30 protein-coding genes and 1 pseudogene are annotated in these 25,242 nt (G+C 48.7%); 18 read left to right on the top strand and 13 right to left on the bottom strand.

Annotation, left to right across the window (positions count from 1 at the left end; all coding sequences use genetic code 11):
• The first annotated feature begins 191 nt into the window (after positions 1 to 191).
• The 5 genes from manX to mntP all read left to right on the top strand — a co-directional run bounded on the left by manX (position 192) and on the right by mntP (position 4,244).
• Positions 192 to 1,154 (top strand): PTS mannose transporter subunit IIAB, encoded by a 963-nt coding sequence (gene manX / locus LC431_RS22520; protein WP_112152149.1) that lies wholly within the window; start codon positions 192 to 194, stop codon positions 1,152 to 1,154.
• Positions 1,155 to 1,244: 90 nt separating this feature from the next.
• Positions 1,245 to 2,042, top strand: coding sequence for a PTS mannose/fructose/sorbose transporter subunit IIC (locus tag LC431_RS22515; protein WP_013576191.1), 798 nt, complete (start codon positions 1,245 to 1,247; stop codon positions 2,040 to 2,042).
• A gap of 11 nt (positions 2,043 to 2,053) precedes the next feature.
• Complete coding sequence (locus LC431_RS22510) at positions 2,054 to 2,896, top strand: PTS mannose transporter subunit IID (RefSeq protein ID WP_013576192.1); 843 nt, start codon at positions 2,054 to 2,056, stop codon at positions 2,894 to 2,896.
• Between the two features lie 106 nt (positions 2,897 to 3,002).
• A complete protein-coding gene (locus LC431_RS22505; RefSeq protein WP_013576193.1) occupies positions 3,003 to 3,461 on the top strand; it encodes a DUF986 family protein in 459 nt (152 codons plus the stop codon).
• A gap of 210 nt (positions 3,462 to 3,671) precedes the next feature.
• A complete protein-coding gene (mntP, locus tag LC431_RS22500) occupies positions 3,672 to 4,244 on the top strand; it encodes a manganese efflux pump MntP (RefSeq protein WP_217243921.1) in 573 nt (190 codons plus the stop codon).
• Here mntP and rlmA read toward each other — a convergent pair.
• Positions 4,236 to 5,057, bottom strand: coding sequence for a 23S rRNA (guanine(745)-N(1))-methyltransferase (rlmA, locus tag LC431_RS22495; RefSeq protein WP_112152148.1), 822 nt, complete (start codon positions 5,055 to 5,057; stop codon positions 4,236 to 4,238). The two genes, mntP and rlmA, sit on opposite strands and share 9 nt — an antisense overlap.
• Positions 5,058 to 5,203: 146 nt before the next feature.
• Between rlmA and pgeF the strand changes: the two genes are divergently transcribed.
• A complete protein-coding gene (gene pgeF, locus LC431_RS22490) occupies positions 5,204 to 5,905 on the top strand; it encodes a peptidoglycan editing factor PgeF (RefSeq protein ID WP_013576196.1) in 702 nt (233 codons plus the stop codon).
• Between the two features lie 59 nt (positions 5,906 to 5,964).
• On the opposite strand, the gene cspE is transcribed toward pgeF, so the two are convergent.
• The 3 genes from cspE to LC431_RS22475 all read right to left on the bottom strand — a co-directional run bounded on the left by cspE (position 5,965) and on the right by LC431_RS22475 (position 8,445).
• Positions 5,965 to 6,174, bottom strand: coding sequence for a transcription antiterminator/RNA stability regulator CspE (cspE, locus tag LC431_RS22485; protein ID WP_002221949.1), 210 nt, complete (start codon positions 6,172 to 6,174; stop codon positions 5,965 to 5,967).
• 41 nt (positions 6,175 to 6,215) lie between these two features.
• Positions 6,216 to 6,332: a DUF2627 domain-containing protein gene (locus LC431_RS22480; protein WP_071823629.1), complete on the bottom strand. Its 117-nt coding sequence runs from the start codon at positions 6,330 to 6,332 to the stop codon at positions 6,216 to 6,218.
• A 1,123-nt stretch (positions 6,333 to 7,455) separates the two neighbouring features.
• The gene (locus tag LC431_RS22475) at positions 7,456 to 8,445 is read right to left on the bottom strand and encodes an MBL fold metallo-hydrolase (protein ID WP_112152146.1); all 990 of its coding nucleotides are present in this window, start codon (positions 8,443 to 8,445) and stop codon (positions 7,456 to 7,458) included.
• A 187-nt stretch (positions 8,446 to 8,632) separates the two neighbouring features.
• Between LC431_RS22475 and LC431_RS22470 the strand changes: the two genes are divergently transcribed.
• On the top strand, positions 8,633 to 8,923 hold the full coding sequence (locus LC431_RS22470) for a hypothetical protein (protein ID WP_013576198.1): 291 nt from the start codon (positions 8,633 to 8,635) through the stop codon (positions 8,921 to 8,923).
• Between the two features lie 60 nt (positions 8,924 to 8,983).
• Here LC431_RS22470 and LC431_RS22465 read toward each other — a convergent pair whose 3' ends face one another.
• The 4 genes from LC431_RS22465 to LC431_RS22450 all read right to left on the bottom strand — a co-directional run bounded on the left by LC431_RS22465 (position 8,984) and on the right by LC431_RS22450 (position 10,467).
• Positions 8,984 to 9,220, bottom strand: coding sequence for a DUF4060 family protein (locus LC431_RS22465; RefSeq protein WP_013576199.1), 237 nt, complete (start codon positions 9,218 to 9,220; stop codon positions 8,984 to 8,986).
• A 135-nt stretch (positions 9,221 to 9,355) separates the two neighbouring features.
• Complete coding sequence (locus tag LC431_RS22460; RefSeq protein ID WP_013576200.1) at positions 9,356 to 9,658, bottom strand: phage protein NinX family protein; 303 nt, start codon at positions 9,656 to 9,658, stop codon at positions 9,356 to 9,358.
• A gap of 149 nt (positions 9,659 to 9,807) precedes the next feature.
• On the bottom strand, positions 9,808 to 10,080 hold the full coding sequence (locus tag LC431_RS22455) for a YebO family protein (RefSeq protein ID WP_013576201.1): 273 nt from the start codon (positions 10,078 to 10,080) through the stop codon (positions 9,808 to 9,810).
• Between the two features lie 144 nt (positions 10,081 to 10,224).
• Positions 10,225 to 10,467, bottom strand: a complete 243-nt coding sequence (locus tag LC431_RS22450; protein ID WP_081481100.1) for a PhoP/PhoQ regulator MgrB — start codon at positions 10,465 to 10,467, stop codon at positions 10,225 to 10,227.
• A gap of 671 nt (positions 10,468 to 11,138) precedes the next feature.
• On the opposite strand from LC431_RS22450, the gene LC431_RS22445 reads away from it, so the two are divergent.
• Positions 11,139 to 13,832 (top strand): autotransporter outer membrane beta-barrel domain-containing protein, encoded by a 2,694-nt coding sequence (locus LC431_RS22445; RefSeq protein ID WP_223510343.1) that lies wholly within the window; start codon positions 11,139 to 11,141, stop codon positions 13,830 to 13,832.
• Positions 13,833 to 14,015: 183 nt separating this feature from the next.
• Positions 14,016 to 14,252 (top strand): YobH family protein, encoded by a 237-nt coding sequence (locus LC431_RS22440; protein ID WP_013576203.1) that lies wholly within the window; start codon positions 14,016 to 14,018, stop codon positions 14,250 to 14,252.
• 63 nt (positions 14,253 to 14,315) lie between these two features.
• Here the strand turns inward: LC431_RS22440 and LC431_RS22435 are convergent, their stop codons facing one another.
• Positions 14,316 to 14,561 carry a DUF2766 family protein gene (locus LC431_RS22435; protein ID WP_013576204.1) on the bottom strand — a complete coding sequence of 82 codons (246 nt, stop codon included), beginning with the start codon at positions 14,559 to 14,561 and terminating at the stop codon, positions 14,316 to 14,318.
• 201 nt (positions 14,562 to 14,762) lie between these two features.
• Here LC431_RS22435 and LC431_RS22430 point away from each other — a divergent pair, with 201 nt between their 5' ends.
• The 3 genes from LC431_RS22430 to LC431_RS22420 all read left to right on the top strand — a co-directional run bounded on the left by LC431_RS22430 (position 14,763) and on the right by LC431_RS22420 (position 17,077).
• Complete coding sequence (locus LC431_RS22430; RefSeq protein WP_013576205.1) at positions 14,763 to 14,954, top strand: YebW family protein; 192 nt, start codon at positions 14,763 to 14,765, stop codon at positions 14,952 to 14,954.
• A gap of 127 nt (positions 14,955 to 15,081) precedes the next feature.
• On the top strand, positions 15,082 to 16,722 hold the full coding sequence (locus LC431_RS22425) for an ABC transporter substrate-binding protein (RefSeq protein WP_112152144.1): 1,641 nt from the start codon (positions 15,082 to 15,084) through the stop codon (positions 16,720 to 16,722).
• Positions 16,723 to 16,861: 139 nt separating this feature from the next.
• The gene (locus LC431_RS22420) at positions 16,862 to 17,077 is read left to right on the top strand and encodes a hypothetical protein (protein WP_223510341.1); all 216 of its coding nucleotides are present in this window, start codon (positions 16,862 to 16,864) and stop codon (positions 17,075 to 17,077) included.
• Between the two features lie 68 nt (positions 17,078 to 17,145).
• On the opposite strand, the gene LC431_RS22415 is transcribed toward LC431_RS22420, so the two are convergent.
• A complete protein-coding gene (locus LC431_RS22415; protein WP_013576208.1) occupies positions 17,146 to 17,433 on the bottom strand; it encodes a hypothetical protein in 288 nt (95 codons plus the stop codon).
• 321 nt (positions 17,434 to 17,754) lie between these two features.
• Between LC431_RS22415 and LC431_RS22410 the strand changes: the two genes are divergently transcribed.
• A complete protein-coding gene (locus tag LC431_RS22410; RefSeq protein ID WP_370633940.1) occupies positions 17,755 to 17,964 on the top strand; it encodes a hypothetical protein in 210 nt (69 codons plus the stop codon).
• Between the two features lie 152 nt (positions 17,965 to 18,116).
• Here LC431_RS22410 and LC431_RS22405 read toward each other — a convergent pair whose 3' ends face one another.
• Both LC431_RS22405 and icd read right to left on the bottom strand, forming a co-directional pair.
• Complete coding sequence (locus tag LC431_RS22405) at positions 18,117 to 18,626, bottom strand: anti-virulence regulator CigR family protein (protein ID WP_013576209.1); 510 nt, start codon at positions 18,624 to 18,626, stop codon at positions 18,117 to 18,119.
• A 341-nt stretch (positions 18,627 to 18,967) separates the two neighbouring features.
• A complete protein-coding gene (gene icd, locus LC431_RS22400; protein WP_013576210.1) occupies positions 18,968 to 20,221 on the bottom strand; it encodes an NADP-dependent isocitrate dehydrogenase in 1,254 nt (417 codons plus the stop codon).
• 132 nt (positions 20,222 to 20,353) lie between these two features.
• Between icd and rluE the strand changes: the two genes are divergently transcribed.
• The 5 genes from rluE to purB all read left to right on the top strand — a co-directional run bounded on the left by rluE (position 20,354) and on the right by purB (position 24,976).
• Positions 20,354 to 20,980 (top strand): 23S rRNA pseudouridine(2457) synthase RluE, encoded by a 627-nt coding sequence (rluE, locus tag LC431_RS22395; protein ID WP_037037377.1) that lies wholly within the window; start codon positions 20,354 to 20,356, stop codon positions 20,978 to 20,980.
• Entirely contained in the window at positions 20,973 to 21,419 is a 447-nt protein-coding gene (locus tag LC431_RS22390) for an NUDIX hydrolase (protein WP_013576212.1), read from the top strand. The genes rluE and LC431_RS22390 overlap by 8 nt, the downstream gene beginning before the upstream one ends.
• A 236-nt stretch (positions 21,420 to 21,655) precedes the next feature.
• Entirely contained in the window at positions 21,656 to 22,765 is a 1,110-nt protein-coding gene (mnmA, locus tag LC431_RS22385) for a tRNA 2-thiouridine(34) synthase MnmA (protein WP_013576213.1), read from the top strand.
• A 190-nt stretch (positions 22,766 to 22,955) separates the two neighbouring features.
• Positions 22,956 to 23,582 carry a high frequency lysogenization protein HflD gene (hflD, locus tag LC431_RS22380; protein ID WP_013576214.1) on the top strand — a complete coding sequence of 209 codons (627 nt, stop codon included), beginning with the start codon at positions 22,956 to 22,958 and terminating at the stop codon, positions 23,580 to 23,582.
• 23 nt (positions 23,583 to 23,605) lie between these two features.
• The gene (gene purB / locus LC431_RS22375; protein ID WP_013576215.1) at positions 23,606 to 24,976 is read left to right on the top strand and encodes an adenylosuccinate lyase; all 1,371 of its coding nucleotides are present in this window, start codon (positions 23,606 to 23,608) and stop codon (positions 24,974 to 24,976) included.
• 45 nt (positions 24,977 to 25,021) lie between these two features.
• On the opposite strand, the pseudogene LC431_RS22370 reads toward purB, so the two are convergent.
• A pseudogene (locus LC431_RS22370) lies at positions 25,022 to 25,242 on the bottom strand (IS4 family transposase); the annotation flags it as partial.

Raw genomic sequence — 25,242 nt, 5'->3', positions numbered from 1 at the left:
CACTAAAATAAATCACGTCGCACAACCCGTTGAGGTTCTGCCATTTATAGTTTTGCAGTCTTATCAGAAATTAAGGACAGTCAGGACGCACGGAATGCCCCGTCCGCCTCAGGAATAAAAACGGGCGGATATCATCAGCACCATTACTTATGTGCATAACTCTTTCCCAGAGTTAACAGAGGAGGTAGCGAGTGAGTATTGCTATTATCATCGGCACGCACGGGTCAGCAGCTGAGCAATTGCTGAAAACAGCGGAAATGATTTTAGGTGAACAGGATAATGTCGCCTTTATTGATTTCGTTCCCGGCGAAAACGCCGAAACCCTGATCGAAAAGTACACGGCTAAGTTGGGTGGTTTAGACACCAGCAGCGGCGTCCTTTTCCTGGTCGACACCTGGGGTGGCAGCCCGTTCAATGCCGCCAGCCGTATTGTTGTCGATAAGGAAAATTACGAAGTTGTCACCGGTGTTAACATCCCGATGCTGGCAGAGACTTTCATGGCACGTGATGACAATCCTGCTTTCGCAGAACTGGTTGCCATTGCAGTGGAGACGGGTCGTATCGGCGTAAAAGCGCTAAAAACCCCTGAACCTGCCGCTCAAGCCCCTGCCGCCGCCCCTGCGCCAAAAGCAGCCGCCCCGGCGAAACCTGCCGGTCCGAACGACCATATGAAGATCGGCCTTGCCCGAATCGATGACCGTTTGATCCATGGCCAGGTCGCGACCCGCTGGACCAAAGAAACCAACGTGACACGCATTATTGTTGTCAGCGACGAAGTGGCTGCCGATACCGTGCGTAAAACGTTGCTGACTCAGGTTGCTCCTCCTGGTGTTACCGCACACGTTGTTGACGTTGCGAAAGCCATTCGTGTCTGGGATAACCCAAAATACGCGGGCGATCGCGTCATGTTCCTGTTCACTAACCCGACAGATGTTCTGCGTCTGGTTGAGGGTGGCGTGAAAATCACCTCCGTAAACATTGGTGGTATGGCTTTCCGCCAGGGCAAAACTCAGGTGAATAACGCCGTGTCTGTCGACGAAAAAGATATCGAAGCATTCAGGAAACTGAATGAAAAAGGTATCGAACTTGAAGTGCGTAAAGTCTCTACTGACTCACGCCTCAAGATGATGGATCTCATTAATAAAATGAATTAATAAGCGCGCCGTTGTTGGCAGATTCCCTCAACGTTATCTGTCTGGTGTGCCTGTTTATACTCAGCGTCCTTTGGTCATAGGAGAAGTGCAATGGAGATCACCACACTACAAATTGTGCTGATATTTATTGTCGCATGTATTGCCGGGATGGGTTCGATCCTGGATGAATTTCAGTTTCACCGTCCGTTAGTCGCCTGTACTTTGATCGGTTTTGTTCTTGGTGATGTAAAAACCGGGATCATCATCGGGGGTACTCTGGAAATGATCGCGCTTGGCTGGATGAACATCGGTGCTGCTGTTGCGCCAGATGCTGCCCTCGCCTCTATCATTTCTACCATTCTGGTTATCGCAGGCGGTCAGTCTGTCGGTGCCGGTATCGCACTGGCGATCCCGCTGGCAGCAGCAGGTCAGGTATTAACCATCATCGTTCGTACCATCACCGTCGCCTTCCAGCACGCAGCGGATAAAGCGGCTGAAAAAGGGAATCTGAGCGCGATTAGCTGGATCCACGTTTCAGCGTTGATCCTGCAGGCAATGCGTATTGCCATCCCTGCTGTGATTGTTGCTGTGTCTGTGGGTACTGCTATTGTTCATGACTTACTGGCTTCAATCCCTGAAGTGGTTACCAACGGTCTGAACATCGCTGGTGGTATGATCGTCGTCGTGGGTTACGCCATGGTCATCAACATGATGCGTGCTGGCTACCTGATGCCGTTCTTCTACCTCGGTTTCGTTACTGCTGCATTCACCAACTTCAACCTGGTTGCACTGGGTGTGATTGGTGTGGTGATGGCTGTTCTTTACATCCAGTTGAGCCCGAAATACAACAAGTCTGCGCAAGCGGCGGCTGCACCGGGTGTTAACGATCTCGACAACGAATTGGATTAAGGGTGAAGGACATGGTTGATCAAACTGCAGTTAAAAAACTCACGGCCAGCGATATTCGCGGTGTGTTTATACGCTCCAACCTTTTCCAGGGGTCATGGAACTTCGAACGTATGCAGGCTCTGGGCTTCTGCTTCTGTATGGTGCCTGCAATCCGTCGTCTCTACCCTGAAAATAACGACGATCGCAAAGCGGCTATCAAACGCCACCTGGAATTCTTTAATACCCATCCTTACGTTGCGGCTCCGGTTCTGGGTGTGACGCTGGCGATGGAAGAACAGCGTGCCAATGGCGCACCTATCGACGACGCAGCCATCAACGGCCTGAAAGTCGGTCTGATGGGGCCTCTGGCCGGTGTGGGTGACCCGATCTTCTGGGGTACTGTGCGTCCGGTGTTTGCTGCATTGGGTGCGGGTATTGCGATGACCGGCAGCTTGCTGGGTCCGTTGCTGTTCTTCGTTCTGTTTAACCTCGTACGCCTGCTGACCCGCTACTACGGCGTGTCTTATGGCTACAAAAAAGGTGTCGATATCGTTAACGATATGGGCGGCGGCTTCCTGCAAAAACTGACCGAGGGGGCGTCAATTCTCGGCCTCTTTGTCATGGGGGCCCTGGTTAACAAGTGGACACACGTTAACATTCCGCTAGTCGTGTCGAAAATCACCGACCAGACGGGTCATACCACCGTCACCACTGTCCAGACTATTCTGGACCAGCTGATGCCGGGTCTGGTGCCATTACTGCTGACCTTCGGTTGTATGTGGCTGTTGCGGAAGAAAGTGAATGCGTTGTGGATCATCGTTGGCTTCTTCGCCATCGGTATCTTCGGTTACTGGATTGGCCTGCTAGGTCTCTGATAACCTTCAAAGCCGGGGAAATCTTTCCCCGGCTTTTTTGTTTCTGCTATTGATCTCTTTGTCATTTTTACTTTGCTTTGCCTGATGGCTGTTAGCTGGAGTTTTCATGTCTGTAACCGATATCGTCCTCGCCCTTTTCACTCTCCTGTTGCTTGCCTACGCCATCTATGACGAATTCATCATGGGTACACGCAAGGGTAAAACTCGCCTGCGGGTCAACCTGCGCCGCCGTAACAGACTCGATTCGATTATCTTTATCGGTCTTCTGGCTATTCTTCTTTATAATAATATCCATGCGAATGGCACCGTTATTACCAATTATTTACTGATCGGCCTGGGGCTGATTGCTTTTTATCTCTCTTTTATCCGCTGGCCAAAAATGCTCTTCAAAGAGGAGGGTTTTTATTTCGCCAACACTTTCATCACCTACGATCGGATCCGCAGTATGAATCTTTCTGAAGACGGTATTCTGGTATTTGAATTAGAACAGAAAAAGTTATTAATTCGCGTAAACGAACTGGATGATCTTGAAAGAATATATAAAATTATGGTTAATAATCAATAAGTTGAATTTAGACCATGAGTTATCAGTTATAGCATGGTGCATATTCCCCAGAATTTAACTTAACCTTACAAATAACAATGTTGATAAATACTTTGTCAACAATATTGTTACTCCCCAATATACGGCATTATTTAAAACCCCATTTTATTTGGTGTTGTCCCGAATAAAAATAGTGTGGTAAGGTTGCGCCGTCATTTGGGGGCTATTCTCGTGAACTTATCCGCTACGCTTATTCTTGCATTTGGCATGTCCATGGACGCCTTCGCCGCATCAATTGGCAAAGGCGCCAGCCTTCATCGTCCTTGCTTTCGTGAGGCCTTCCGCACGGGTTTTATTTTCGGCGTCATAGAAGCCATAACGCCACTGATTGGCTGGTATATGGGCTTATTTGCCAGCCAGTACATCATGCAGTGGAGCCAGTGGGTCGCGTTTACCCTGCTGTTTATTCTGGGCGCGCGCATGATCATCGAAGGGCTAAAAAATAAGCCGGAAGATAACCTGACAACGGCAACCCGTCACGGGTTCTGGATCCTGGCTGCAACGGCTATCGGCACCAGCCTTGATGCTCTGGCGATCGGCGTCGGTTTAGCTTTTCTTGAAGTGAACATCATCCTTACCGCGCTGCTCATCGGTATGGCGACCATGGTGATGTCAACGCTCGGGATAATGGTCGGGCGTTTTATCGGCCCGCTGTTAGGCAAATGGGCCGAAGTTTTAGGAGGTACGGTTCTGATAGGAATTGGGTCGAGCATCCTGCTGGAGCATCTGGGTTATTTACGCTGACGCACGCTGATGTATCCTGATGAGGAAGTCTGTCTCGCATTCAAAGGCTGTCTGAGCCTTTAAGTTGGCCATCACTTCTTCTGTCGCCCGCCATGCAAATGGCGTCATCTGCAATAAATCAAACGCCTGCTCTCCGGAAAGCATCATGTCATAGGCGAGCGCTTCCGTACTTATCCGGTCAAAACCTTCCAGCTGCTCATCGAGATCAGCATGCAGTTGTACATCCTGGTATATCAACCCTTTCAGCTGATATAAATGACGTGGTCCCGGTGCCACCGTAACCACCAGGCCGCCCGGTTTTATCGCCCGGTACAATTCCTGCGCCTTACAGGGTGCATAAATACGAATGACCGCATCCAGTGAACCCTCAGCAAAAGGTAAGCGATGGCTGGAAGCCACACAAAATGACACATCGCGATAACGTTTGGATGCATAACGGATGGCCACTTTCGAGACATCCAGCCCAAACACTTTCAGCGCACGTTTTTGTGTGAGCCTCTCAGCGAATGCGGCGGTGTAGTACCCTTCCCCGCAGCCAATATCCAGCAATGTGTCCGCCGTTTGCGCGATGACGTCGTCCAGAATATCTGTCAGACGGTCACGCAAAGGCTGGTAATGGCCTGCATCAAGAAAAGCACGACGCGATATCATCATTTCCGGGCTGTCACCCGGCTGCTTTGAGCGTTTGTGCTGTACGGGCATCAGATTGACATACCCCTCTTTCGCGTTATCAAACTGATGGTTGGCGGGACAACACCATTGCTGACCGGCCAGCGTAAGCGGCTGGAAACAAAGCGGGCACTGATAAGTCATGCGGAAAACCTGCAAGAAAAGTCTGAGGGGGCGAAAATTCGCAATAGTGTTAAGTCTAAAGAAGGTGCTCAGGGGTTGCAACTGCTGGAAAATCCCGCTCAAAGGCGGCTACACTGGTTGCATAACATTTTCTAACGAGACACAAGATGAGTGACCACTCAGCTTTACTCAGTCAAATCCCCGGTATTGTGCATGGCTTCGGCGATAAACAGGCGTTGCTGCCTGAACATCTGCAAAGCTATGAAGCGACCTGTCCCGGAAAAAAACAGGTACACGGCACACGGATTGTCGATGTGACAGTCGCAGGCCAGGAATGCGGTGAGGCGGATGGCTTCATCACCGCTATGCCGGGCATTCTTCTTGCCGTTTTCACTGCAGACTGCTTACCGGTAATTTTCTGTCGCAAAGATGGCAGAGAAGTTGCGGCAGTGCACGCAGGCTGGCGCGGGCTGATTGACGGCATTCTGGAGCAAATGGCACAGCGGATTAATCAGTCGGGTGATACTTCTGACTGGTTTGTGTCTGTCGGCCCGTCCGCAGGAGCCTGCTGTTATGAAGTCAGTCAGGAACTGATTGATACTTTTCTGCAACGTCTCGATTTACCCCCTGCACTCATCTCACCAAGCCACCGCCATCTTGATCTGGTTGCCATTGCTGAAGCCAAATTGCGGGCGTTAGGATTTGCAGGCGTTGATCGCGCAGGCCGTTGCACGATTTGCTCGCCCGATGCAGCCGGAACCGGATTCAGGTACACGAGTTTTCGCCGTAACAGCCATCAGCGGGCGCAGGACCCGACACACCCGGGTATCAGCGGACGTAACCAGCAATCAGGGATCATGATCCTCTGAGCCTGAACGGCTGACACAAAAAAACCCGCCTTGGCGGGTTTTTTTACAGCTAACGCTGCTTAGATTGCAGTTACGTTAACTGCTGACGGGCCTTTCTGGCCGTCTTGGATTTCGAACTCTACGTTCTGGCCTTCAGCCAGAGTTTTGAAGCCGTTACCCTGGATTGCAGAGAAGTGTACGAACACATCTTTGCTGCCGTCAGCAGGAGTAATGAAACCGAAACCTTTAGACTCGTTGAACCACTTAACTTGACCTTTGATCTTTGCCATCTTGAGTATTTCCTTTGGATTGTTTAAACCGCCCAGCGGCGTTACATAGACAAACTAGAGTCGTTACTGCTTGAGGCACTAAGATTAGAATCGGCAGAGAAGCGGTATTCAACGTGAACGTCTTTACTCAGAACTTCTATACTGAAAATGCCACACATATACAGAACTGTACCTCGTTTTACCCAGATGCGTTATCACATACTCTGAATTCGATGGCAAGCCATTTTTAATCAGTGATGGACATGTCGCACATATTTGAGCCGGTTAAAGGCACTTCGTGTTCAGTTAAGCTGAAATATGTTGATAGACATGCTTTTTTCTGCTTTGCAGTTTTACCTGCATATCAAACAAAACAATAACGACCTGTTTCGATTATTGATCATTTAATGCAGAACCGTAAGCGTAAAACACACCTTTATTTGAATTTTTATTGCGGGAGCCAGCTAAAACTCTCCGCTTCTGTGCCCATTCGGCACCGCTTTACAGGCCTTACAGCGTGAGATCAGGTCCGGTGACAGCGCATCACACGGCGTTTGCGGCACTTGTGCAACAGAACGGGTATATGCACAACGTCAGTGCCTCCCAATATGACTGGTTATGCAATAATCAATTACGCCATAGACGGATAAAATGGTGCAAAACAAACAGTGAAAATCAATAAATGCACCTTAACTGTGCGCCTGTACTTCCTGCCTGATAATAGCCCAAACCCAACCGGCTTCAGGCAAAATGAATTCCAAATTACGACACCCGGTAATGACTATTTTTTATCGTGGTGATTTTGACAATATAATGAATTAAAGTTTGCGAGTTGGTTAAAACAACATAACAGTTTGCCGATACTCCCGGCCGCCTTATTCAAATACTAAATATCCATATGAAAAACTAATATTAATTACCGTGATCAAAATCCCATATCAGCTTTCTATTCATACTCAGATCACGCTGAAATCGTCTCATTACCTGCCAGAAGCCAACCACGATAGTCTGACAGACAACCCGCCTGCGTTGCAGGCAGGCGAAGCGCAGTTCAATGCCCTGTTTAGCAACAAAAAAATCCATTTTTTCTGACAAAAAGAAGTCTCTCCGCGCTTACAAAAAACATTCTGTTTTGATAAAGATGAATTGAGCAGGTAATTAATCTATCTGACCTAATAATTAACATTCACATAACACACACGAAGTGTAAGTGTTATAAAAAATGTCACCCAACTGATAATACTTCTCATTTCATAGGTGAAGTAGCTACTTATATATTCCCAATACCGGTGGAAATGATATTCAATCTTTAGAAATGCTTGCGCCAATTTTTAATGGTTTAAATTCCATTTCAGGCGATTCACTTTGACTTATGGCTTCCGCTAATTCAATCAGTGGCTGATCCAGTGATTCATCGGCTAATTCAAAAACCCCCCAATGAATGGGAACCGCCTTTTTACAACACAGCTCAGTAAACACAGCCACAGCCTGTTGAGGGTCCATATGTTGCGCACGCATGAACCATCTTGGTGCATAGGCGCCGACAGGAATTGCGGCTAAATCGAAAGGTCCCAGACGTTGTCCAATTATTTCAAACTGATTGCTGTACCCGCTGTCGCCGGAAAAAAAGAACCGCAAACCGGGATGGCTGACCACCCATCCACACCAGAGAGACCGGTTTCGATCCCATAATGTCCGCATACTCCAGTGGCGCGCCGGCACAGCTGAAAACTTCAGCTCACCAAACTGCTGCTCATCCCACCAGTCGAGTTCCTCGATGTATCGTGCCCCGCGCCGCTCCAGCCAACGCTTTATGCCCAAAGGCACCATAAATTGCACTTCCGGGAAACGTCGCAATAGCTTGCGGACCGTCGCGCTGTCGAGATGGTCATAATGATTGTGGGATAACAGAACAACATCAATCGGTGGAAGTTCTTCTACCGTCACAGCAACCGGCGTTTTTCGCTCAGGCCCGTAGAAACTGAATGGCGAAGCACGATGAGACAATGCAGGATCCATCAGGATATAGCGCCCGGCAACACGCAGCAATAAACAGGCATGTCCTAAAAACCATAAACGATCATCAGACCCGCTGAAGTCGGCAACCTGCCACCACTGGCTGACAAAATGTTCGTAACCTTTCGCCGGAGGCGCAGGCAGGCGAAGTTCCTTGCGCTCTTTCCTCCAGCGCTTGAGATCACCCTCCTGCCGGTCATGGGGTTCGGCATTGGTAAAACCATCCGGTGTGTGATGTGTTTTTGACGGGTCGTAAAAGGGATTTTTACCTGACATAAGGCTCCATGAGATCACTATTTTATCGGCGGCAGCGTAAAGCCATGAGGCAGATTAATTAGCATACTTATTGAGCGCACTACAGATCGAAAGTGAAAAATTATGTGGCAGTTCAGCCACTACGTGGGGTTAAGAAAATCTTAATAACTTCATGTTTAACTGATGATGTTCAAAAAGGAGATTATTTATGACCAGGAACACAACAAAAGACCGCAAAACCTTTGCGTCAAGGCTGACCCATATTATGCAGATCCAGGCACAATATGGACGTTTATGGCTGCGTTCCCGCTTTCGCCGGATGACCGTTCCGACCTCAGTAAAGATTTTCCTTCTCGCCCTGCTGGGGCTGACGGCGTTAGCCATCACCGGAACATTGCTGTTGATCCTCGATGTCATCGCACTGATGCTATCTGTTATGAAACGGCCTTTTCAGCGGGGTAACCTCCGGCAGCGTTATCTGATGAGAAAGCCTGTATAACGAAAAACCGTGGCGGATATCTCCGGCACGGTTTGAAGTTACAGGAATACTTCCCGATTATCAGGCAGGCATACCACAAAGTTTGGTGAGATTTCTGGCACCGATCATGAGGGTGGCAACATAGGATTGTCTGCGGGTCACAACTTCGACCGCAACACGCGCATCTTTATATTTGATGAGATAGGTGGAAGGCCAGCCCTGCCGGCGTTTGCCGTAGGCTTTTTCATGACTGTCGATAGCTGCATGAGCAACCACCAGATGGGAGAGAGTTTTATCACCTTTAATGATGCGCTTCATAATGGACTCCGCCTTAGACACAACTGTCAAAATGAGGAAACATTAATCACTTGATACGCATCGCTTTATGCGACGCTTATTCGAATCACTTCTTTGCAAAACTTTGTCACTATCTGAGTATCTCTGCGCTTTTGTTTATACGCAAGTCTTACTAAGCAGGAAACATACCATAGCGGCACGAAGGGGACGTTTGCTTTGCGCCTGCCATTGGCCTTGAGGACTGCTGATTTCAGCAAGCCAGAGAGGATTGCTTTGCAACTCTTTAAAATTAATGCTGATTTTGTTGGCGCAAATGATCGGCCACGCATCGGAGGGGTTGTTGCAATAATCTTTGCCTTTCATTCCGCCATAGGGATACCACTTCTCAGGTTCCTCTCCGGTCAGTAAGGCTATGTTGTGGTTCACTTCACTGTCGTTTTCTTCAGACCATTTGATCATCAGTTATTCCATCCTGCAAGGCACATGCGTGGAGACTACCGGAGGAATAAGACAGTTTTATGAAGGAAGATCAGAGAGGAAGAGAAGGAAAGATATGCACGCCGCGTATCAACGAAAAACCCGCCGGAAGGCGGGTTAACAAAACAACATTATCTTTCAGGAATAAAACCACGCAGGCTGAGCGCAGAGTCATCGTCTGCCTCAACAGAAGACACATTGCCCTTTGCCTGTGCAGCCAGAATTTTAAGTAATTCGGTCTGCTGGCGTTGCTGCTCAGCGATCTCCTGTAACAGAGCAATCTGTTCATTTGCCCTGACACTGGCACGGCTAACGAAAAACCATACCAACAGAAATAACAGTGCTGAAAGTGCACACAGCACCAATGAGGCCAGGCTGTTTTGGCCCATTGCGAAATCAAACATTGACTACCCTACCACTGAATGTTCAGAGCGTTCATCTTACCATCCCCGACAGGCCAGGGAAGCTATTCGCAAAAAAACAGGGTTTTCTTACTCCCCCGCAATCAGCGCAAGCATTGAGCAAAAAGACATTCAGGCAGGCATCCGCTAAAAAGGAATGAATGAGGTGATGGCACATACGCCCAGATCAAAGTTGCCCCCCTGATCACAGTAACTGTTTAACGCCAGCAGATACAGGCCGATGCAGATGAGCAGAAAAAGAACGAACGTAATGATCCTTCGGACATTGAAAACAGGCTTTTTCAATTTAATGGCAGGTCTCTTTTGGTTTAAAAAGCGTCTATCAGGGCTCAAAGGCGACGTCCGGCATTTGACTGAACAGAAGGACATAGTACGACGAATATCCTAAACAACGATATAACGAAAGTACGGCTTTTACAGGTGATACAACGTGTAATAATCACCTACGTAAATCAAACAATAAAATGTATAAACTTTATCTATAAATAGCAGGTAACGCTTGTTTGATCCTGGTCAAGCAAAGTAATGTTTACTCCGCTGCATTTCTGATAACTCTCATTCAATAATTTCTATAAAATAGACATTTTAATAAAAACCATAACCCTATTTATTAAGAAAGGAACAGAACGTGAAATAATGCATTAATTCTCGCAAGGCTCATGACAGAAACCTGACTCCTGTTTCGGGTGCTGACAAGATAAGCGGGATTACGCCTTGCGTTATATCCACAAGGCCGGAAGAACACAAGCCTAATAGCAGTAAAATTATATAATGACTTTATAATTATTATTCAGAAACCGTTAAAGAAATTACTTTCATTATGGTTGCCAAATAAATCCAATAATATTACTCCCGCCGTTAAAATAATTTAATTTTAGTGAGTATTCTCAGGAACTTCTTTGTTGAATTATACCACCTATTAAAATATCATCCCGCCGTCGAACAGTTCTTCTGTCTCTTCGGTTATATAAATGAAAGCATAGTGGCTGAATTAATTTCAGCTGATTCATGCTGACTATTTTTTGTTGAGGGATTAATAAATGCATGCATGGAATAAAAAGTTCTTCGTTTCTAAAATAGCGCTGGCCTGCGCTGTTGCAGTAACAGCACCTGCCGCAATATCAGCTGATATTTCTGGCACCGTATACGATACGTTCTATCATGACTCCACTCTGGCGGGTCATATCGGCTATCGTGGATATGTGGATAACGACGGCGCAGATAACGGTTACGTTGGCGGAGACATCTACTCTTCAATCAATAACGCTGTGGTTAACGGCGTTATTTCCACTCATTATCTCGGTTTTGATAGCAATAACAGCAACACGCTGAATATCACCAATACTACTGTCAACGGCATGATCACTTCTGAGTGCATGACGAGCGATTGCGGTACAACCCGCAATGAATATGATCAGTCACCTTTGCAGTTGACTATTGATAACTCCACCATTAACGATACTTACGAACACTTCGATTACGACGTTACTGATGCTAACAACGTTCGGGATCATGAAACCCTGAACACCTTTGACAAGGGCGTTGCGGTGACATTGGATCAGGAAAGTGACATCGTTATTAAAAATAACTCTCACGTCGCGGGCATTGCGCTGACGCAAGGCTACGAATGGGTTGATACTGACGTAAATAATGGCAATACTTTTGATAATACCCTGACAGTTAATGATTCCGTGCTGACTTCAGGTTCTTATACAGAATTGCAGACCAGCGGTTTCTACGGCCAGTCTGATAAGCCAAGCGATTACGGTAATATCAGCGCTGCCGGTACTCAGGCTGACGATATCGCGTTATCTGTTGTTGCCAGTGCCACCGCAGATAACGCAATGAAAACCCATGCCGTATTCAATAATTCAACCATTACCGGTGACGTCGCTTTTGTCAGCACCTTCGACGAGAACTATTACGTCGGCGGTCATGACAGCAATGCGGATGGCGTGCTGGATACCAATGGCTGGGATGATACAGACGAACTGAATCTGACGCTGGATAATGGCAGCAAATGGGTTGGCGCAGCTATCTCAAATGTTCAGATGGATTCAGCCCTCTATAACCGCAGCACCAACAGCATCTGGCCTTACTCTGTCTTCAGCAGTACCAATGGCTATCTGGTTGGCGATGACGTTTATCAAAGCGGATTGTTTAATGTCGCGCTAAACAACGGTTCCGAGTGGGACACCACCAAATCATCCAACATTGACGATCTGACTGTTAACAACCGGTCTCAGGTGAATGTTGTTGAATCTGCCCTGCTGGCAGATCACATCTCCCTCACCAATGCATCAACCCTGAAAATTGCCGCGCGCGGCGGCGTTAAAACCGATGTGTTGAACCTGAACTCAGGCAGCCAGGCATCATTGACCGAAGAAACTGCGTCTCTCTACGCCAACACCATCATTGTGGGCAGCGGTTCTGAGCTGAACTTAGGTTTAGGTCAGGTTGATACACATAACATGGTTCTGACCGATAACGGTACTTTCGATATCGGTAGCCGTGAATATGTTCTCAACTCTGATTTGAACAACGCACGCGACAAAACTGCCGCTGACTATGTTTATGATCAGGGCACTATCGGCATCAACTCAGACGGTCATCTGGCCGTTAATGGCGTGACCAACGGTAATTATCAGGTACGCATCGATAACGCGACAGGTGAAGGCCAGGTTGCTGATTATCAGAATAAAGAGCTGATCCGCATCTACGGCGGCAATGCAACCTTTGACCATGCTAACACCGCTGATCTGGGTGCTTATAAATATCAGGCTGAGCAGTACGGCGATACTGTGGTGCTGGCAAAACAAGGCATTACCTCTACTGCAAATGCGGCCCTGAGCCTGCCTTCTTCCAATGCGGCAACATGGCATATGGAACAAGACACCTTAGAAAACCGCATGAACAGTTCGCGTCACACCCAGGGCAATGATAAAGGCGGTGTGTGGGTTAACTACTTCGGCGGTCAGCAAAACGGTGACAACGGCGTGATTGATTACGATCAGGACGTTAATGGCATCATGGTGGGTTTGGATAAAGTGACCGAAGGTGGCGGTGAACGCCAGTGGCTGGTCGGTATGGCGGCAAGTTTCGCAAAATCCAGCCTGTCTATGGATGATGCCGATGCGGATACTGACAGCCAGTCAGCACGCGTTTACTCAAGCCTGGACTTCAATAATGGCGCATTCTTCGATACTTCTCTGAGCTACAGCCACTTCAGCAACTCAACAGAAAGCACCATGAGCAACGGTCAGCAAGTATCAGGTGATAACTCGACTGATGCATGGGGCTTTGGTCTGAAACTGGGTTATGACTGGAAATTCGCTCCTCAGGCTTATTTGACACCATACGCAAGCATTACTGGCGTGTTTATCGGCGATGACGATTACAGCATGAGCAACAACATGCATGTCAGCGATCAGGCTTATGACAGCATGCGTTATGAGCTGGGTGGTAATCTGGGTTATACCTTCGACCTGGGTGCAGATCAGGCAATTAGCCCGTACGGCACACTGGCGTATGTGTATGAAGATGCTAACAACGATGCAAACATCAATGGCGACCGTATCGACAACGGCGTTGATGGTTCTGCTGTCCGCGTTGGTTTAGGCGGTCAGTTCGACATGAGCAAAAACTTCACCGTTTACGCAGGGGCTAACTACCTTGGCGGCAGCGATGTTGACCAGCCTTGGGCAGCAAACCTGGGTATGAAATACCGCTGGTAACTTGCCGGTCTGAATAACACTCTTCAGTAATTTTTTGGCCCCTTTTCAGGGGCCAATTTTTTTGGCATCTTCACGACTTTGCTGATTAGGATTCTGCTGCAGTGACATTTTCTGAAAAATAACTTCTACTATACTTATCAATATCCTGAATCGTTCAGGACGAGATGTTTAGGGAGTTACAGAATGGGAATAATTAAAACCGTTATCCTGCTGGCCGTCATTTACGCGATTTTTCTTTTTTCGGGTTATGGCGTGACGGTAGGCAGCAGTGAGAATGCCGCAGGACTGGGACTGAAATGCCAGTACTTAACCGCCAGAGGAATTGTAAGTTCGCAATATATTCACTCTGACAGTGGCGTCATCGGTGTTGCAAACTGCCCGATTTTCAAGCGGGTGGATGAAGTGGTCGACAACAAATAAAACAAATATTTTACCGCACTACATTATTGTCATGCCCGCGGATGCAGGCATGACAATTATTTATCAGCTGTCGTGCCTGGTAAATTTCAGCTCGATCAGTGAGATTGCTTTCTCGATAGCGCGCTTCGTCACAGGATCTGCACCGGCAGGATGCTTGCTGAAATCAATGCTTTTCAACTGATGAGACATCTTCTCGCGCACTTCTGCTGGCGCAATAATTTCAATCACATCCAGAATTTGTTTAATTACCAGCTGGCATGCAACCAGATCGGATTCGATTTCCTGTTCTCTGTTCAAAGACTCAGACATGAGCTGCTCCTTCCATAATGGTCATTCATAAAAATTATGGCCGCGAGGATATCACGCCCTTTCCTGAAATTCTCTTTTCTGCCACTTCACATTTTTTCGTCCGATAAAGACGGACAAATAAGCAGCAAACGCACCGCGTCGGATGTTGCCAGGGGCATAATGGTTCTATGCTTAACAGGATGACAAAAATGGAGATGCGCTATGTTCGCACTTGTTTTGACTATTTGTTATCTGGGCGGAGGATGTGAAGACTTAGTCGTTGATGCCTTTAATACTCAGAAACAATGCATGGTCGCGATGCATCAGCAAGGTTTACGCCAGGCTGGCTGTTACCCAATCGAAGATTTTATCGACGGCTACTGGATCCCTGCACATGAGAACGCTGACTACTGAACATTTGTGTCAGCATTCACACAGCGCGACAAAAAATGCCATAACGATTGCCAAAGTGTTCGAAGAACGGTATGAATACCCTGTTACTCATTGATATTTAACCATATTGACAGGGCAGGAAATGGCAATGACGATACGTAAAACTTATGGGTGCTTCAAAAAACTTCCTCTCGCACTCCTTTTCTCCGGCTCTTTCATGGCTTCTTTTGCTACCTACGCTGCGACCGTTCCCGCAGGTGTTGAACTGGCAGCCAAACAGGAAATTGTCCGCAACAACGGTAGCGAACCCGCGTCACTTGATCCGCACAAAGTGGAGAGCGACGTTGAATTCAATATCCTCAGCGATCTTTTTGCCGGACTGGTCACGGTAGATAACAAAGGCAATGCGCAACCTTCTCTGGCGGAGAGCTGGGAAACTAAAGATAACAAAACCTGGGTTTTCCATCTGCGCCCTGGAATCGTCTGGTCTGATGGTTCGCCCATCACCGCGCAGGATGTCATTTTCAGCTGGCAACGCCTTATAGACCCGAAAACGGCTTCACCTTATGAAACCTATCTTAGCAGTATGCATGTAATGAACGCCGGCGACATCATCAACGGCAAAAAGCCTGCTGAGCAACTGGGCATCAAAGCGCTGGATAAGCAGACGCTGGAAATTACCCTGGATCAACCGCTTTCCTATTTCCTTGGTATGCTGGCACACCCTTCTCTCTCCCCGATCAGTCAGGCAGATGTGGAGAAATACGGCGATAAGTGGACTCAGCCAGGCAATCTGATCAGCAGCGGTCCGTTTAAGCTTGATACATGGACGGTTAACGAACGCATCACGGCTGTCCGTAACCCGAACTACTGGGATAACGCACATACTGTCATCAACAAAGTCACTTATTTACCGATCGCTTCGGGGACTGCGGACGTTAACCGCTATAAAGCCGGTGAAATCGACATTACTTATACCGTCCCTTCCCCGCTGTTTGCATCGCTGAAAAAAGAGCTGGGTTCGCAAGTCCATGTCAGCCCTTATCTGGCCGTTTATTACTATGCAATGAACACGCAGAAGCCACCGTTTAACGATGTTCGCGTGCGTAAAGCGCTGAATCTGGCGATTGATAAGTCAATCATTGCCGATAAAGTCATGGGTCAGGGACAAACGCCAGCCTGGCATCTTTCTCCGGATAACACCGGCGGTTTTACTTTCGCCAAACCTAAAGAGGCCAGCCTGACACAGGAACAGCGTAACGAAGAAGCTAAAAAGTTGCTGACAGAAGCAGGTTTCGGTCCGAACCATCCGCTGAAATTCAACCTGTTGTATAACACTTCTGAAGCGCATCAGCGCATTGCGATTGCCGCCGCATCAATGTGGAAAAAGAATCTGGGCGTCGATGCTGTTTTACAGAATCAGGAATGGAAAACCATGCTGGATACCATGCATCAGGGCACATATGAAGTGGTGCGTTATGCGTGGATTGCAGACTATAACGAGCCGTCCACTTTTCTGAATACCCTGCGCACGGGTAACAGCGAGAACACGCCAAAATTCAGCAATGCCGCCTACGATAAGGCACTGGATGATGCGTTAAAAGCCACGGACAAAGCGGATGTGGGCAAAGCCTATCAGCAGGCGGAACAGGTGTTAACCGAGCAGTCGCCGGTCATTCCTTTGTATCACTACGTCAGCGCCCGTCTGGTCAAACCCTATGTGGGTGGTTTCAACGACAGCCTGCTCAATTACATTTATACCAAAGATTTGTATGTAATTAAGCATTAAGCTGCCTTCCTCTCCTTGCGGCGTGACTGCCTGAGGAGAGGCTTTTCAAATGCTACGCACCGCCCTTCTTCCTCTAACCCACTTGCCACGCGCCGCCCAGATGATAGATTGTACGTAAATCACACAAACGGGAGCCGTTATGAAATTCTCGGAAAGTGAGATCCAACCGCTCTGGGATGAAGTCGCGCGTATTATCGGTGATGGTGTCATTAAGATGCGCCACAGAGGAGAACCTCTGAGTGCCGATGCGCTGATTAGTTATCTCGACGAGCAACTGGCCTGCGCGACGGGGGTCCAGCGCCGTATTATGCTGGGTGCAGCGATTAATATGCTCAAAGCCGACCGGCGTTGCTGATTGTGCGACACAACAAAACCTCGCAGCCTTTTCAGGCAACGAGTTACTTATCAATGATCCGTCAGTCGCTACTTAGATTGTGCCGCACGTCCCTGCGCAAATAAGAAAATGCGCTGGGTGATATCATCAGCGCCCAGAATATTCCCTTTCTGCTCCAGATTAGCTCTGGCATATGCCACATCATGAGCCTGATCGACCATGCTGATCACCCGGTCACGGGTTGGTTTATCCAGTATTCCCAGTAATGTTGTTAAAATCGCCTGATAAGCATTTGAAGCATAAGTCAGTTGTCTTTCACGTTGTTCCAGCGCGTCAATGCGAACCATCAGGGCCTGCAATTGCTCTTGATGCGTCATAGCAGCATCCTTCTTCACGGGTGGAAAATAACCGGAGACAGCGGAGAAAGCAGACCTCCGCCGGTTACTGAATATAAGTTTAGCAGACTTAAAAAAAGTGCAGTCCCTCGCCTTCCATATATAAAGTAAACCTTTGGTCAATGAGCCGTTAACTGCCTCGGCAGATGTAACCGGGATAAGCCACTCATGGCCGTCGGCAACCAGTTTCTCTTATCTGAGAAGTAACAGCAGCAGTACCTGCTTACAGATAGCAAAATGACAAACCGGGGCTGTTATGACATTTTCTGCCACAGCACTATGTGTTCATTTGGGAGAATTCAGTTGAAAAAAACGATGTTGAGTGCAGCCATTTTCAGCATGATGTTAGTGAGTTCATTTGCTCAGGCAGAAGGATGTATCAAAGGGGCAGTGGCGGGGGGTGTAGTCGGTCATCTGAAACATCACGCTGTTCTCGGCGCGGTGGCAGGATGCGCTATTGGGCATCATCTCGCAGCACAAGCTAAAAAACAGCAGGTCGCGGCCGCTAAATAAACAGCATCAGGGCCGCAGAATCCCCTGATGAAATAAGTTTCTGGTTATTCCTGAGCAGCGACCTTTTTCGGGATACCATTAATCGTCATCTTCATATTAGTTCAAATAAAAAGCCTCGCTAATGCGAGGCTTAAAAGAATGCTATGTCATTTTTAATCAAATACGCCATTGATAATCGTAGTGACAATTGCAGTACTCAGGGCAATGAGAACTAAATCATCCCCCACAGCTCGCCATTCATAACCAGGATAATACGGCAACTCGTTCAGCATTGAGGCCGGAACCGCTTTCCTGGCAATGCCCGGAGGCAATGGTTTGCCACGCATTAAATTTTTTGCGATTCCTGGTGGTAGAGCCTGATATCCGGTTAATCCATAGTTAACTGCGAGTGAACGGGCACGTGAGAAGCTTATATCTGACGAGACATGGTCTGGCTTACCATAATTTTTGCGATTCCCGGAGTGCTCAGATGATTTACCATTTCCCTGACCTTTATTGGCGTGGCCGTTGCCGTTGCCATTGCTATTGCCATTGCTATTACCGTTGCTATTGCCGTTACCATTACTATTCCCATTCCCGGGATTAGCAAAAACGGGCGCTGACAGCACTGTCAGAGAAATAACCGCCGCCAGAGCAATCTGGAGTGTGCGACGCTTAAACATGATGGTTGTTCCTTGAGGTGAATGACACTTTTTAAATCTATGTGAGAAAACGCCCTTTCACAATCTCATGTATTCCTATTTTATATTTTTAAGACGATGTAAAGCTTAATAACGCTGTTCTCATTATTTATCAGGATCATCGCCCAAATTATTAATCAAATAGCTCTCATGTTTTCACGGACAAAGACTGCAGGAAAGGTTTGTGGTTCTGACTATTTAAATCAGGTGTTTTCAGTCTGGGTTTGCAGAAGATTTTACAGGGGTTTTGCAGAAGAATTTTTGAAGGGATGAAAAACAAAGGGGGCGCGATGCCCCCGATGTCGATTTCAACAATTTCGCAATTACATATTTGCGATCATGTCGTCGGCAAACTCGCTACATTTGCGCAGCTTAGCGCCTTCCATCAGACGTTCGAAATCGTAAGTCACAGTTTTGGCAGCGATTGCGCCTTCCATGCCTTTGACGATCAGGTCTGCGGCTTCGAACCATTCCATATGACGCAGCATCATTTCTGCGGACAGAATGATTGAACCCGGGTTCACTTTGTCCTGACCGGCATATTTCGGTGCAGTGCCGTGAGTGGCCTCGAACAGTGCACAATCAGAACCGATGTTTGCGCCCGGTGCGATACCAATGCCGCCAACCTGCGCCGCCAGAGCGTCAGAAATGTAGTCACCGTTGAGGTTCATACAGGCGATAACGTCGTATTCAGCAGGACGCAGCAGGATTTGTTGCAGGAATGCATCCGCAATCACGTCTTTAATAATGATGTCTTTGCCGTTATTCGGGTTCTTGATTTTCACCCACGGGCCGCCGTCGATCAGCTCACCGCCGAACTCTTCGCGCGCCAGTTGGTAGCCCCAATCCTTGAAGGCACCTTCGGTGAACTTCATGATGTTGCCTTTATGAACCAGCGTCAGTGAATCACGGTCATTGGTGATGGTGTATTCAATCGCCGCACGAACCAGACGTTTGGTGCCTTCTTCGGAGCAAGGTTTGATACCAATACCGCATTCTTGTGGGAAACGGATTTTCTTCACGCCCATTTCTTCTTGCAGGAACTTGATCACTTTATCAGCTTCAGCAGAACCGGCTTTCCACTCGATACCTGCGTAGATATCTTCAGAGTTCTCGCGGAAGATCACCATGTCGGTATCTTCAGGACGTTTCACCGGGCTTGGTGTGCCGGTGTAATAACGTACCGGACGCAGACAGATGTACAGGTCGAGTTGCTGGCGAAGTGCCACGTTCAGGGAGCGAATGCCGCCGCCAACTGGAGTTGTCAGTGGGCCTTTGATAGCAACACGGTAATCACGGATCAGATCGAGGGTTTCTTCTGGCAACCAGACATCTTTGCCGTACAGTTCTACGGATTTTTCGCCGGTGTAGATTTCCATCCAGGAGATTTTACGCTCACCTTTGTAGGCTTTCTGAACAGCCGCATCAACGACTTTGATCATGGCAGGCGTCACATCAACACCGATGCCATCACCTTCGATAAATGGGATAACAGGATTATTAGGAATGACCAGTTTACCCTGAGCGTCTACTGTAATCTTTTTACCTTCAGCCGGAACAACTACTTTGCTTTCCATTAACCTCTCCTTCGAGCGCATTTTTGTTAAAAATTTGTAAGATGCCGGTCGATATTACTCGAATATTTCTCGCTAGCCAATCCGAAACATTTTTCAAGTATAATGCGCTAATTCTCTCTAACTTCAATGCCTATGAACCCGCTATCTTTTAAAAATCACAACGTTAAACGTTTCAGCAAAAGGCCGTCTAAAGCACAATCTGCCCCAAAAGGGCCAGTAAAGGTGATTCTTTTCAATAAACCGTTTGATGTGCTGCCACAATTCACTGATGAGGCGGGTCGTGCGACACTTAAAGATTACATTCCATTAACAGATATTTATGCCGCAGGCCGTCTGGATCGGGACAGCGAAGGTTTACTGGTGTTGACCAACGATGGCAAACTGCAGGCTGCGCTGACCCAACCCGGCAAGCGCACCGGTAAGATTTACTATGTCCAGGTCGAGGGCGAACCGGATGACGCCGCAGTGAAATCATTGCGTGAAGGCATCACGTTGAAAGACGGCCCGACGCTGCCCGCAGGTGCAGAGATTGTGCCAGAGCCGGAATGGCTGTGGGCGCGCAATCCGCCGATCCGCGAACGTAAATCTATCCCGACAGCGTGGTTAAAAATCACGTTATACGAGGGAAGAAACCGTCAGGTGCGCCGCATGACGGCTCATGTCGGTTTCCCGACATTGCGTCTGATCCGTTACAGCATGGGCGAGTTTACTCTCGGCGATTTACAACCCGGCCAATGGAAGGAAATTCCACATGTTTAAACCGCACGTTACTGTCGCCTGCATCGTTCAGGCACAGGGAAAGTTTCTGGTTGTCGAAGAAACCATTCACGGCAAAGTCACCTGGAATCAACCTGCCGGACATCTTGAAGCCAATGAGACCTTAGTCAGCGCCGCAAAACGCGAGCTGTATGAGGAAACCGGCATCCACGCCGAGCCGCAGTTTTTCCTGGGTTTACATCAGTGGCAGGCGCCGGACGATACGCCGTTCCTGCGTTTCGCTTTCGTGATTGATTTGCCTGAAATGCTGGAAACTGCGCCGCAGGACGATGATATCGACCAGTGCCGTTGGGTCAGCGCCGAAGAAATTATCGGCTCTGCGCAATTGCGCTCGCCGCTGGTGGCCGAAAGCATTCGCTGTTATCAGCAATCGCCGCGCTATCCTCTGGAAATCCTGCATAATTTCAACCTGCCGGAATAACACCCTCCCCCGGTTGTTGCCACGCGGTGAATCAGCGATGCAGCAACCGGCCCGACGTGATAAAATTTTGCGCTTCACGATTTACCTCGTGTAAAGCAGTACCTCTCTGTTCGGGTTTCTGTGGTGTTCGGGTTTTCTGTGAACTATGAGTTGCGCGCGGCCTTCATCCTCGTGGGACAAGCTTCAGAAAAACACCGTCAGTACCGGGCAATTAATTCATGCGTTTCGGGACTATTATGTCTGACAACAGCCAGAAAAAAGTGATCGTCGGGATGTCCGGCGGTGTCGATTCCTCTGTCTCTGCGTACCTTTTGCAACAGCAGGGTTACCAGGTCGAGGGCCTCTTCATGAAAAATTGGGAAGAGGATGATGACGAAGAATATTGCACAGCAGCCACCGACCTTGCGGATGCGCAAGCCGTGTGTGACAAGCTGGGTATCGAACTGCACACCGTGAATTTCGCGGCGGAATATTGGGACAACGTGTTCGAATTATTCCTTGAGGAATACAAAGCCGGACGCACGCCAAACCCGGATATCCTGTGCAACAAAGAGATCAAATTCAAAGCCTTCCTGGAATTTGCGGCTGAAGACCTGGGCGCGGATTATATCGCGACCGGCCACTACGTGCGCCGCCAGGATATCAATGGCGTCAGCCATTTGCTGCGGGGCATTGATGGCAATAAAGACCAGAGCTATTTCCTCTACACGCTCGGTCACGAACAGGTCGCACAAAGCCTGTTCCCGGTCGGTGAGCTGGAAAAACCGGAAGTTCGCCGCATCGCCGAAGAACTGGATTTGATCACCGCGAAGAAAAAAGACTCTACCGGCATCTGCTTTATTGGTGAGCGTAAATTCCGTGATTTCCTGGGCCGCTATTTACCGGCGCAACCGGGCGTGATCAAAAGCGTTGACGGTCAGGTGATGGGACAACATCAGGGTCTGATGTATCACACACTCGGTCAGCGTAAAGGTCTGGGCATCGGCGGGCAGAAAGACGGCAGCGAAGAACCGTGGTACACCGTCGAGAAGGATGTGGAAAACAACATTCTTTACGTCGCACAGGGCCACGAGCATCCGCGCCTGATGAATGTCGGTCTGATTGCCCAACAGTTGCACTGGGTGGATCGCAAAACGCTGACCGGCCCGCTCACCTGTACCGTGAAAACCCGTTACCGCCAGGAAGATATCCCGTGCGTAGTGACACCGCTCGGTGACGACCGCATCGAGGTGCGTTTCGATGCACCCGTTGCCGCCGTCACGCCGGGTCAGTCAGCGGTGTTTTATCTCGGGGAAGTGTGCCTCGGCGGGGGCGTAATTGAACAGCGTCTGCCGCTTCAGGCCTGATATCGGGTCAATATGTGATTGAATAAGGGACGCTTTCGGGCGTCCCGCTTTATTTCTGCCCGACTGTGACGCCCTGCACTGATTCCGAACTGTGTTTAGGGGCAGTTTTATGGCATGATCTGTCGCCATGAATTTGGGCTATTTCATTGTCACTGCGTCTCATCGTTTCAAAACGCTTACAGGAGTAAACGTGGCTAAAAATTATTACGACATTACGCTGGCTTTGGCGGGGATCTGTCAGGCAGCACGCCTGGTTCAGCAACTGGCACATGAAGGCCAATGCTCACAGCAAGAAATGTCAGTGTCACTGCGCAGCCTGCTGGAGATGAATCCGGCCTCGACGCTGGCAGTTTACGGTAATAATGAAGCCAATTTGAAGATGGGGCTTGAGACGCTGCTGGGCGTGCTGAACGCTAACCGCCAGGGACCGGGCGCTGAGTTAACGCGTTATGCGTTAAGCCTGATGGTGCTGGAGCGCAAGCTGTACGCCAACAAAGCCGCCATGAATCAGCTCGGTGAACGTATCGACCAGCTCGACCGTCAACTCGCGCATTTCGAACTGGAATCTGAAACGATGATCAGCTCTCTGGCCTCGATTTATGTCGACGTAGTCAGCCCGGCCGGTCCGCGTATTCAGGTGACCGGTTCACCGGCAATTTTGCAAAATTCGCAAGTGCAGGCAAAGGTCCGCGCCATTTTACTGGCCGGGATCCGCTCCGCGGTGCTGTGGCACCAGGTCGGCGGTGGCCGCCTGCAACTGATGTTTTCCCGTAATCGCTTGTTTGAACAGGCGAAGAATATTCTCGCTCATTGTTAATAAGATCCCAGGAGTTGCTACCGATGGAATTATCCTCACTGACCGCCGTTTCCCCCGTTGATGGACGCTACGGTGATAAAGTCAGCGCGCTGCGTACTATTTTCAGCGAATTTGGCCTGCTGAAATTCCGTGTGCAGGTTGAAGTACGTTGGCTGCAAAAACTGGCAGCCTGTGCAGAAATCAAGGAAGTTCCTGCTTTTGATGCCGACGCAAACGCTTTCCTCGACCAGATTGTGGCAAATTTTGATGTTAATGACGCACAGCGCATTAAAGATATCGAAAAAACCACCAATCATGATGTCAAAGCCGTTGAGTATTTCCTGAAAGAAAAAGTGGCTACGCTCCCTGCCCTGCATGCGGTGTCTGAATTCATTCACTTCGCCTGTACTTCTGAAGACATCAATAACCTGTCTCACGCACTGATGCTGCAAACTGCACGTCAGGATGTCGTGCTGCCGTACTGGAAACAGATTATTGATGCCGTGAAAGACCTGGCACACAAATACCGCGACATTCCGCTGCTGTCCCGTACCCACGGCCAGCCTGCTACGCCATCCACCATCGGTAAAGAACTGGCTAACGTCGCTTACCGTATGGATCGTCAGTTTAAGCAACTGCAAAACGTCGAAATCCTGGGTAAAATCAACGGTGCTGTCGGCAACTACAATGCTCACATCGTGGCGTATCCGGAAGTGAACTGGCACCAGTTCAGTGAAGAGTTCGTTACCTCTCTGGGCATTACCTGGAATCCGTACACTACCCAGATCGAGCCACATGACTACATCGCCGAACTGTTTGACTGCGTGGCGCGTTTCAATACCATCCTGATCGACTTCGACCGCGACATCTGGGGTTACATTGCCCTGAACCACTTCAAGCAGCGCACTATTGCAGGCGAAATCGGTTCTTCTACCATGCCGCACAAAGTGAACCCGATCGACTTCGAAAACTCCGAAGGCAACCTCGGTCTGTCAAATGCGGTATTGCAGCATCTGGCCAGCAAATTGCCGGTTTCACGCTGGCAGCGCGACCTGACGGATTCTACTGTACTGCGCAACCTCGGCGTGGGTCTGGGCTACGCACTGATTGCTTATCAGGCAACCATGAAAGGCGTCAGCAAGCTGGAAGTGAACGAAGCGAATCTGGCGAACGAACTGGATCACAACTGGGAAGTACTGGCTGAACCTATCCAGACCGTGATGCGTCGTTACGGTATTGAAAAGCCTTACGAGAAGCTGAAAGAGCTGACACGCGGCAAGCGTGTTGATGCTGCCGGTATGCAGGCATTTATCGATTCGCTTGAATTACCCGAAGACGAGAAAGTGCGTCTGAAAGCCATGACACCGGGCAACTACATCGGCCGCGCCACCACCATGGTTGACGAACTGAAGTAAGTTTTTGCTCTGCACGTCAAAAGGCGACCTTCGGGTTAATGCCGGTCACTTAAGGTGACCGGCATTGTTTTTTAAGGGATATTTTGACCTTTTTTCTCTCACTTCCCTCGCATATTCACGCTCACGCCTCGAGGGCAGCTTTAGCATCGCTGCGTTGCTGTAAAAATGCTTCAGATGACCCGGGATGGCTCCCGCTGATGCCCACGGCAGCCCGATTAACAACCGTAATATCTCCGACACTGCACCGCTAAAACTCAGCTGATAAG

Source organism: Rahnella sp. GSA61A (assembly GCF_019969905.1).
GTDB lineage: Bacteria > Pseudomonadota > Gammaproteobacteria > Enterobacterales > Enterobacteriaceae > Rahnella > Rahnella aceris.
This window is presented reverse-complemented; position numbering and strand designations above follow the sequence as displayed.

Coding starts and splice junctions, on each gene's coding strand:
- LC431_RS22515 (WP_013576191.1), top strand. CDS start 1,245: ATGGAGATCACCACACTACAAATTGTGCTGATATTTATTGTCGCATGT.
- LC431_RS22510 (WP_013576192.1), top strand. CDS start 2,054: ATGGTTGATCAAACTGCAGTTAAAAAACTCACGGCCAGCGATATTCGC.
- LC431_RS22505 (WP_013576193.1), top strand. CDS start 3,003: ATGTCTGTAACCGATATCGTCCTCGCCCTTTTCACTCTCCTGTTGCTT.
- rlmA (WP_112152148.1), bottom strand. CDS start 5,057: ATGACTTATCAGTGCCCGCTTTGTTTCCAGCCGCTTACGCTGGCCGGT.
- pgeF (WP_013576196.1), top strand. CDS start 5,204: ATGAGTGACCACTCAGCTTTACTCAGTCAAATCCCCGGTATTGTGCAT.
- cspE (WP_002221949.1), bottom strand. CDS start 6,174: ATGGCAAAGATCAAAGGTCAAGTTAAGTGGTTCAACGAGTCTAAAGGT.
- LC431_RS22480 (WP_071823629.1), bottom strand. CDS start 6,332: ATGTGTGGCATTTTCAGTATAGAAGTTCTGAGTAAAGACGTTCACGTT.
- LC431_RS22475 (WP_112152146.1), bottom strand. CDS start 8,445: ATGTCAGGTAAAAATCCCTTTTACGACCCGTCAAAAACACATCACACA.
- LC431_RS22470 (WP_013576198.1), top strand. CDS start 8,633: ATGACCAGGAACACAACAAAAGACCGCAAAACCTTTGCGTCAAGGCTG.
- LC431_RS22465 (WP_013576199.1), bottom strand. CDS start 9,220: ATGAAGCGCATCATTAAAGGTGATAAAACTCTCTCCCATCTGGTGGTT.
- LC431_RS22460 (WP_013576200.1), bottom strand. CDS start 9,658: ATGATCAAATGGTCTGAAGAAAACGACAGTGAAGTGAACCACAACATA.
- LC431_RS22455 (WP_013576201.1), bottom strand. CDS start 10,080: ATGTTTGATTTCGCAATGGGCCAAAACAGCCTGGCCTCATTGGTGCTG.
- LC431_RS22450 (WP_081481100.1), bottom strand. CDS start 10,467: ATGTCCTTCTGTTCAGTCAAATGCCGGACGTCGCCTTTGAGCCCTGAT.
- LC431_RS22445 (WP_223510343.1), top strand. CDS start 11,139: ATGCATGCATGGAATAAAAAGTTCTTCGTTTCTAAAATAGCGCTGGCC.
- LC431_RS22440 (WP_013576203.1), top strand. CDS start 14,016: ATGGGAATAATTAAAACCGTTATCCTGCTGGCCGTCATTTACGCGATT.
- LC431_RS22435 (WP_013576204.1), bottom strand. CDS start 14,561: ATGTCTGAGTCTTTGAACAGAGAACAGGAAATCGAATCCGATCTGGTT.
- LC431_RS22430 (WP_013576205.1), top strand. CDS start 14,763: ATGTTCGCACTTGTTTTGACTATTTGTTATCTGGGCGGAGGATGTGAA.
- LC431_RS22425 (WP_112152144.1), top strand. CDS start 15,082: ATGACGATACGTAAAACTTATGGGTGCTTCAAAAAACTTCCTCTCGCA.
- LC431_RS22420 (WP_223510341.1), top strand. CDS start 16,862: ATGAAATTCTCGGAAAGTGAGATCCAACCGCTCTGGGATGAAGTCGCG.
- LC431_RS22415 (WP_013576208.1), bottom strand. CDS start 17,433: ATGACGCATCAAGAGCAATTGCAGGCCCTGATGGTTCGCATTGACGCG.
- LC431_RS22405 (WP_013576209.1), bottom strand. CDS start 18,626: ATGTTTAAGCGTCGCACACTCCAGATTGCTCTGGCGGCGGTTATTTCT.
- icd (WP_013576210.1), bottom strand. CDS start 20,221: ATGGAAAGCAAAGTAGTTGTTCCGGCTGAAGGTAAAAAGATTACAGTA.
- rluE (WP_037037377.1), top strand. CDS start 20,354: ATGAACCCGCTATCTTTTAAAAATCACAACGTTAAACGTTTCAGCAAA.
- LC431_RS22390 (WP_013576212.1), top strand. CDS start 20,973: ATGTTTAAACCGCACGTTACTGTCGCCTGCATCGTTCAGGCACAGGGA.
- mnmA (WP_013576213.1), top strand. CDS start 21,656: ATGTCTGACAACAGCCAGAAAAAAGTGATCGTCGGGATGTCCGGCGGT.
- purB (WP_013576215.1), top strand. CDS start 23,606: ATGGAATTATCCTCACTGACCGCCGTTTCCCCCGTTGATGGACGCTAC.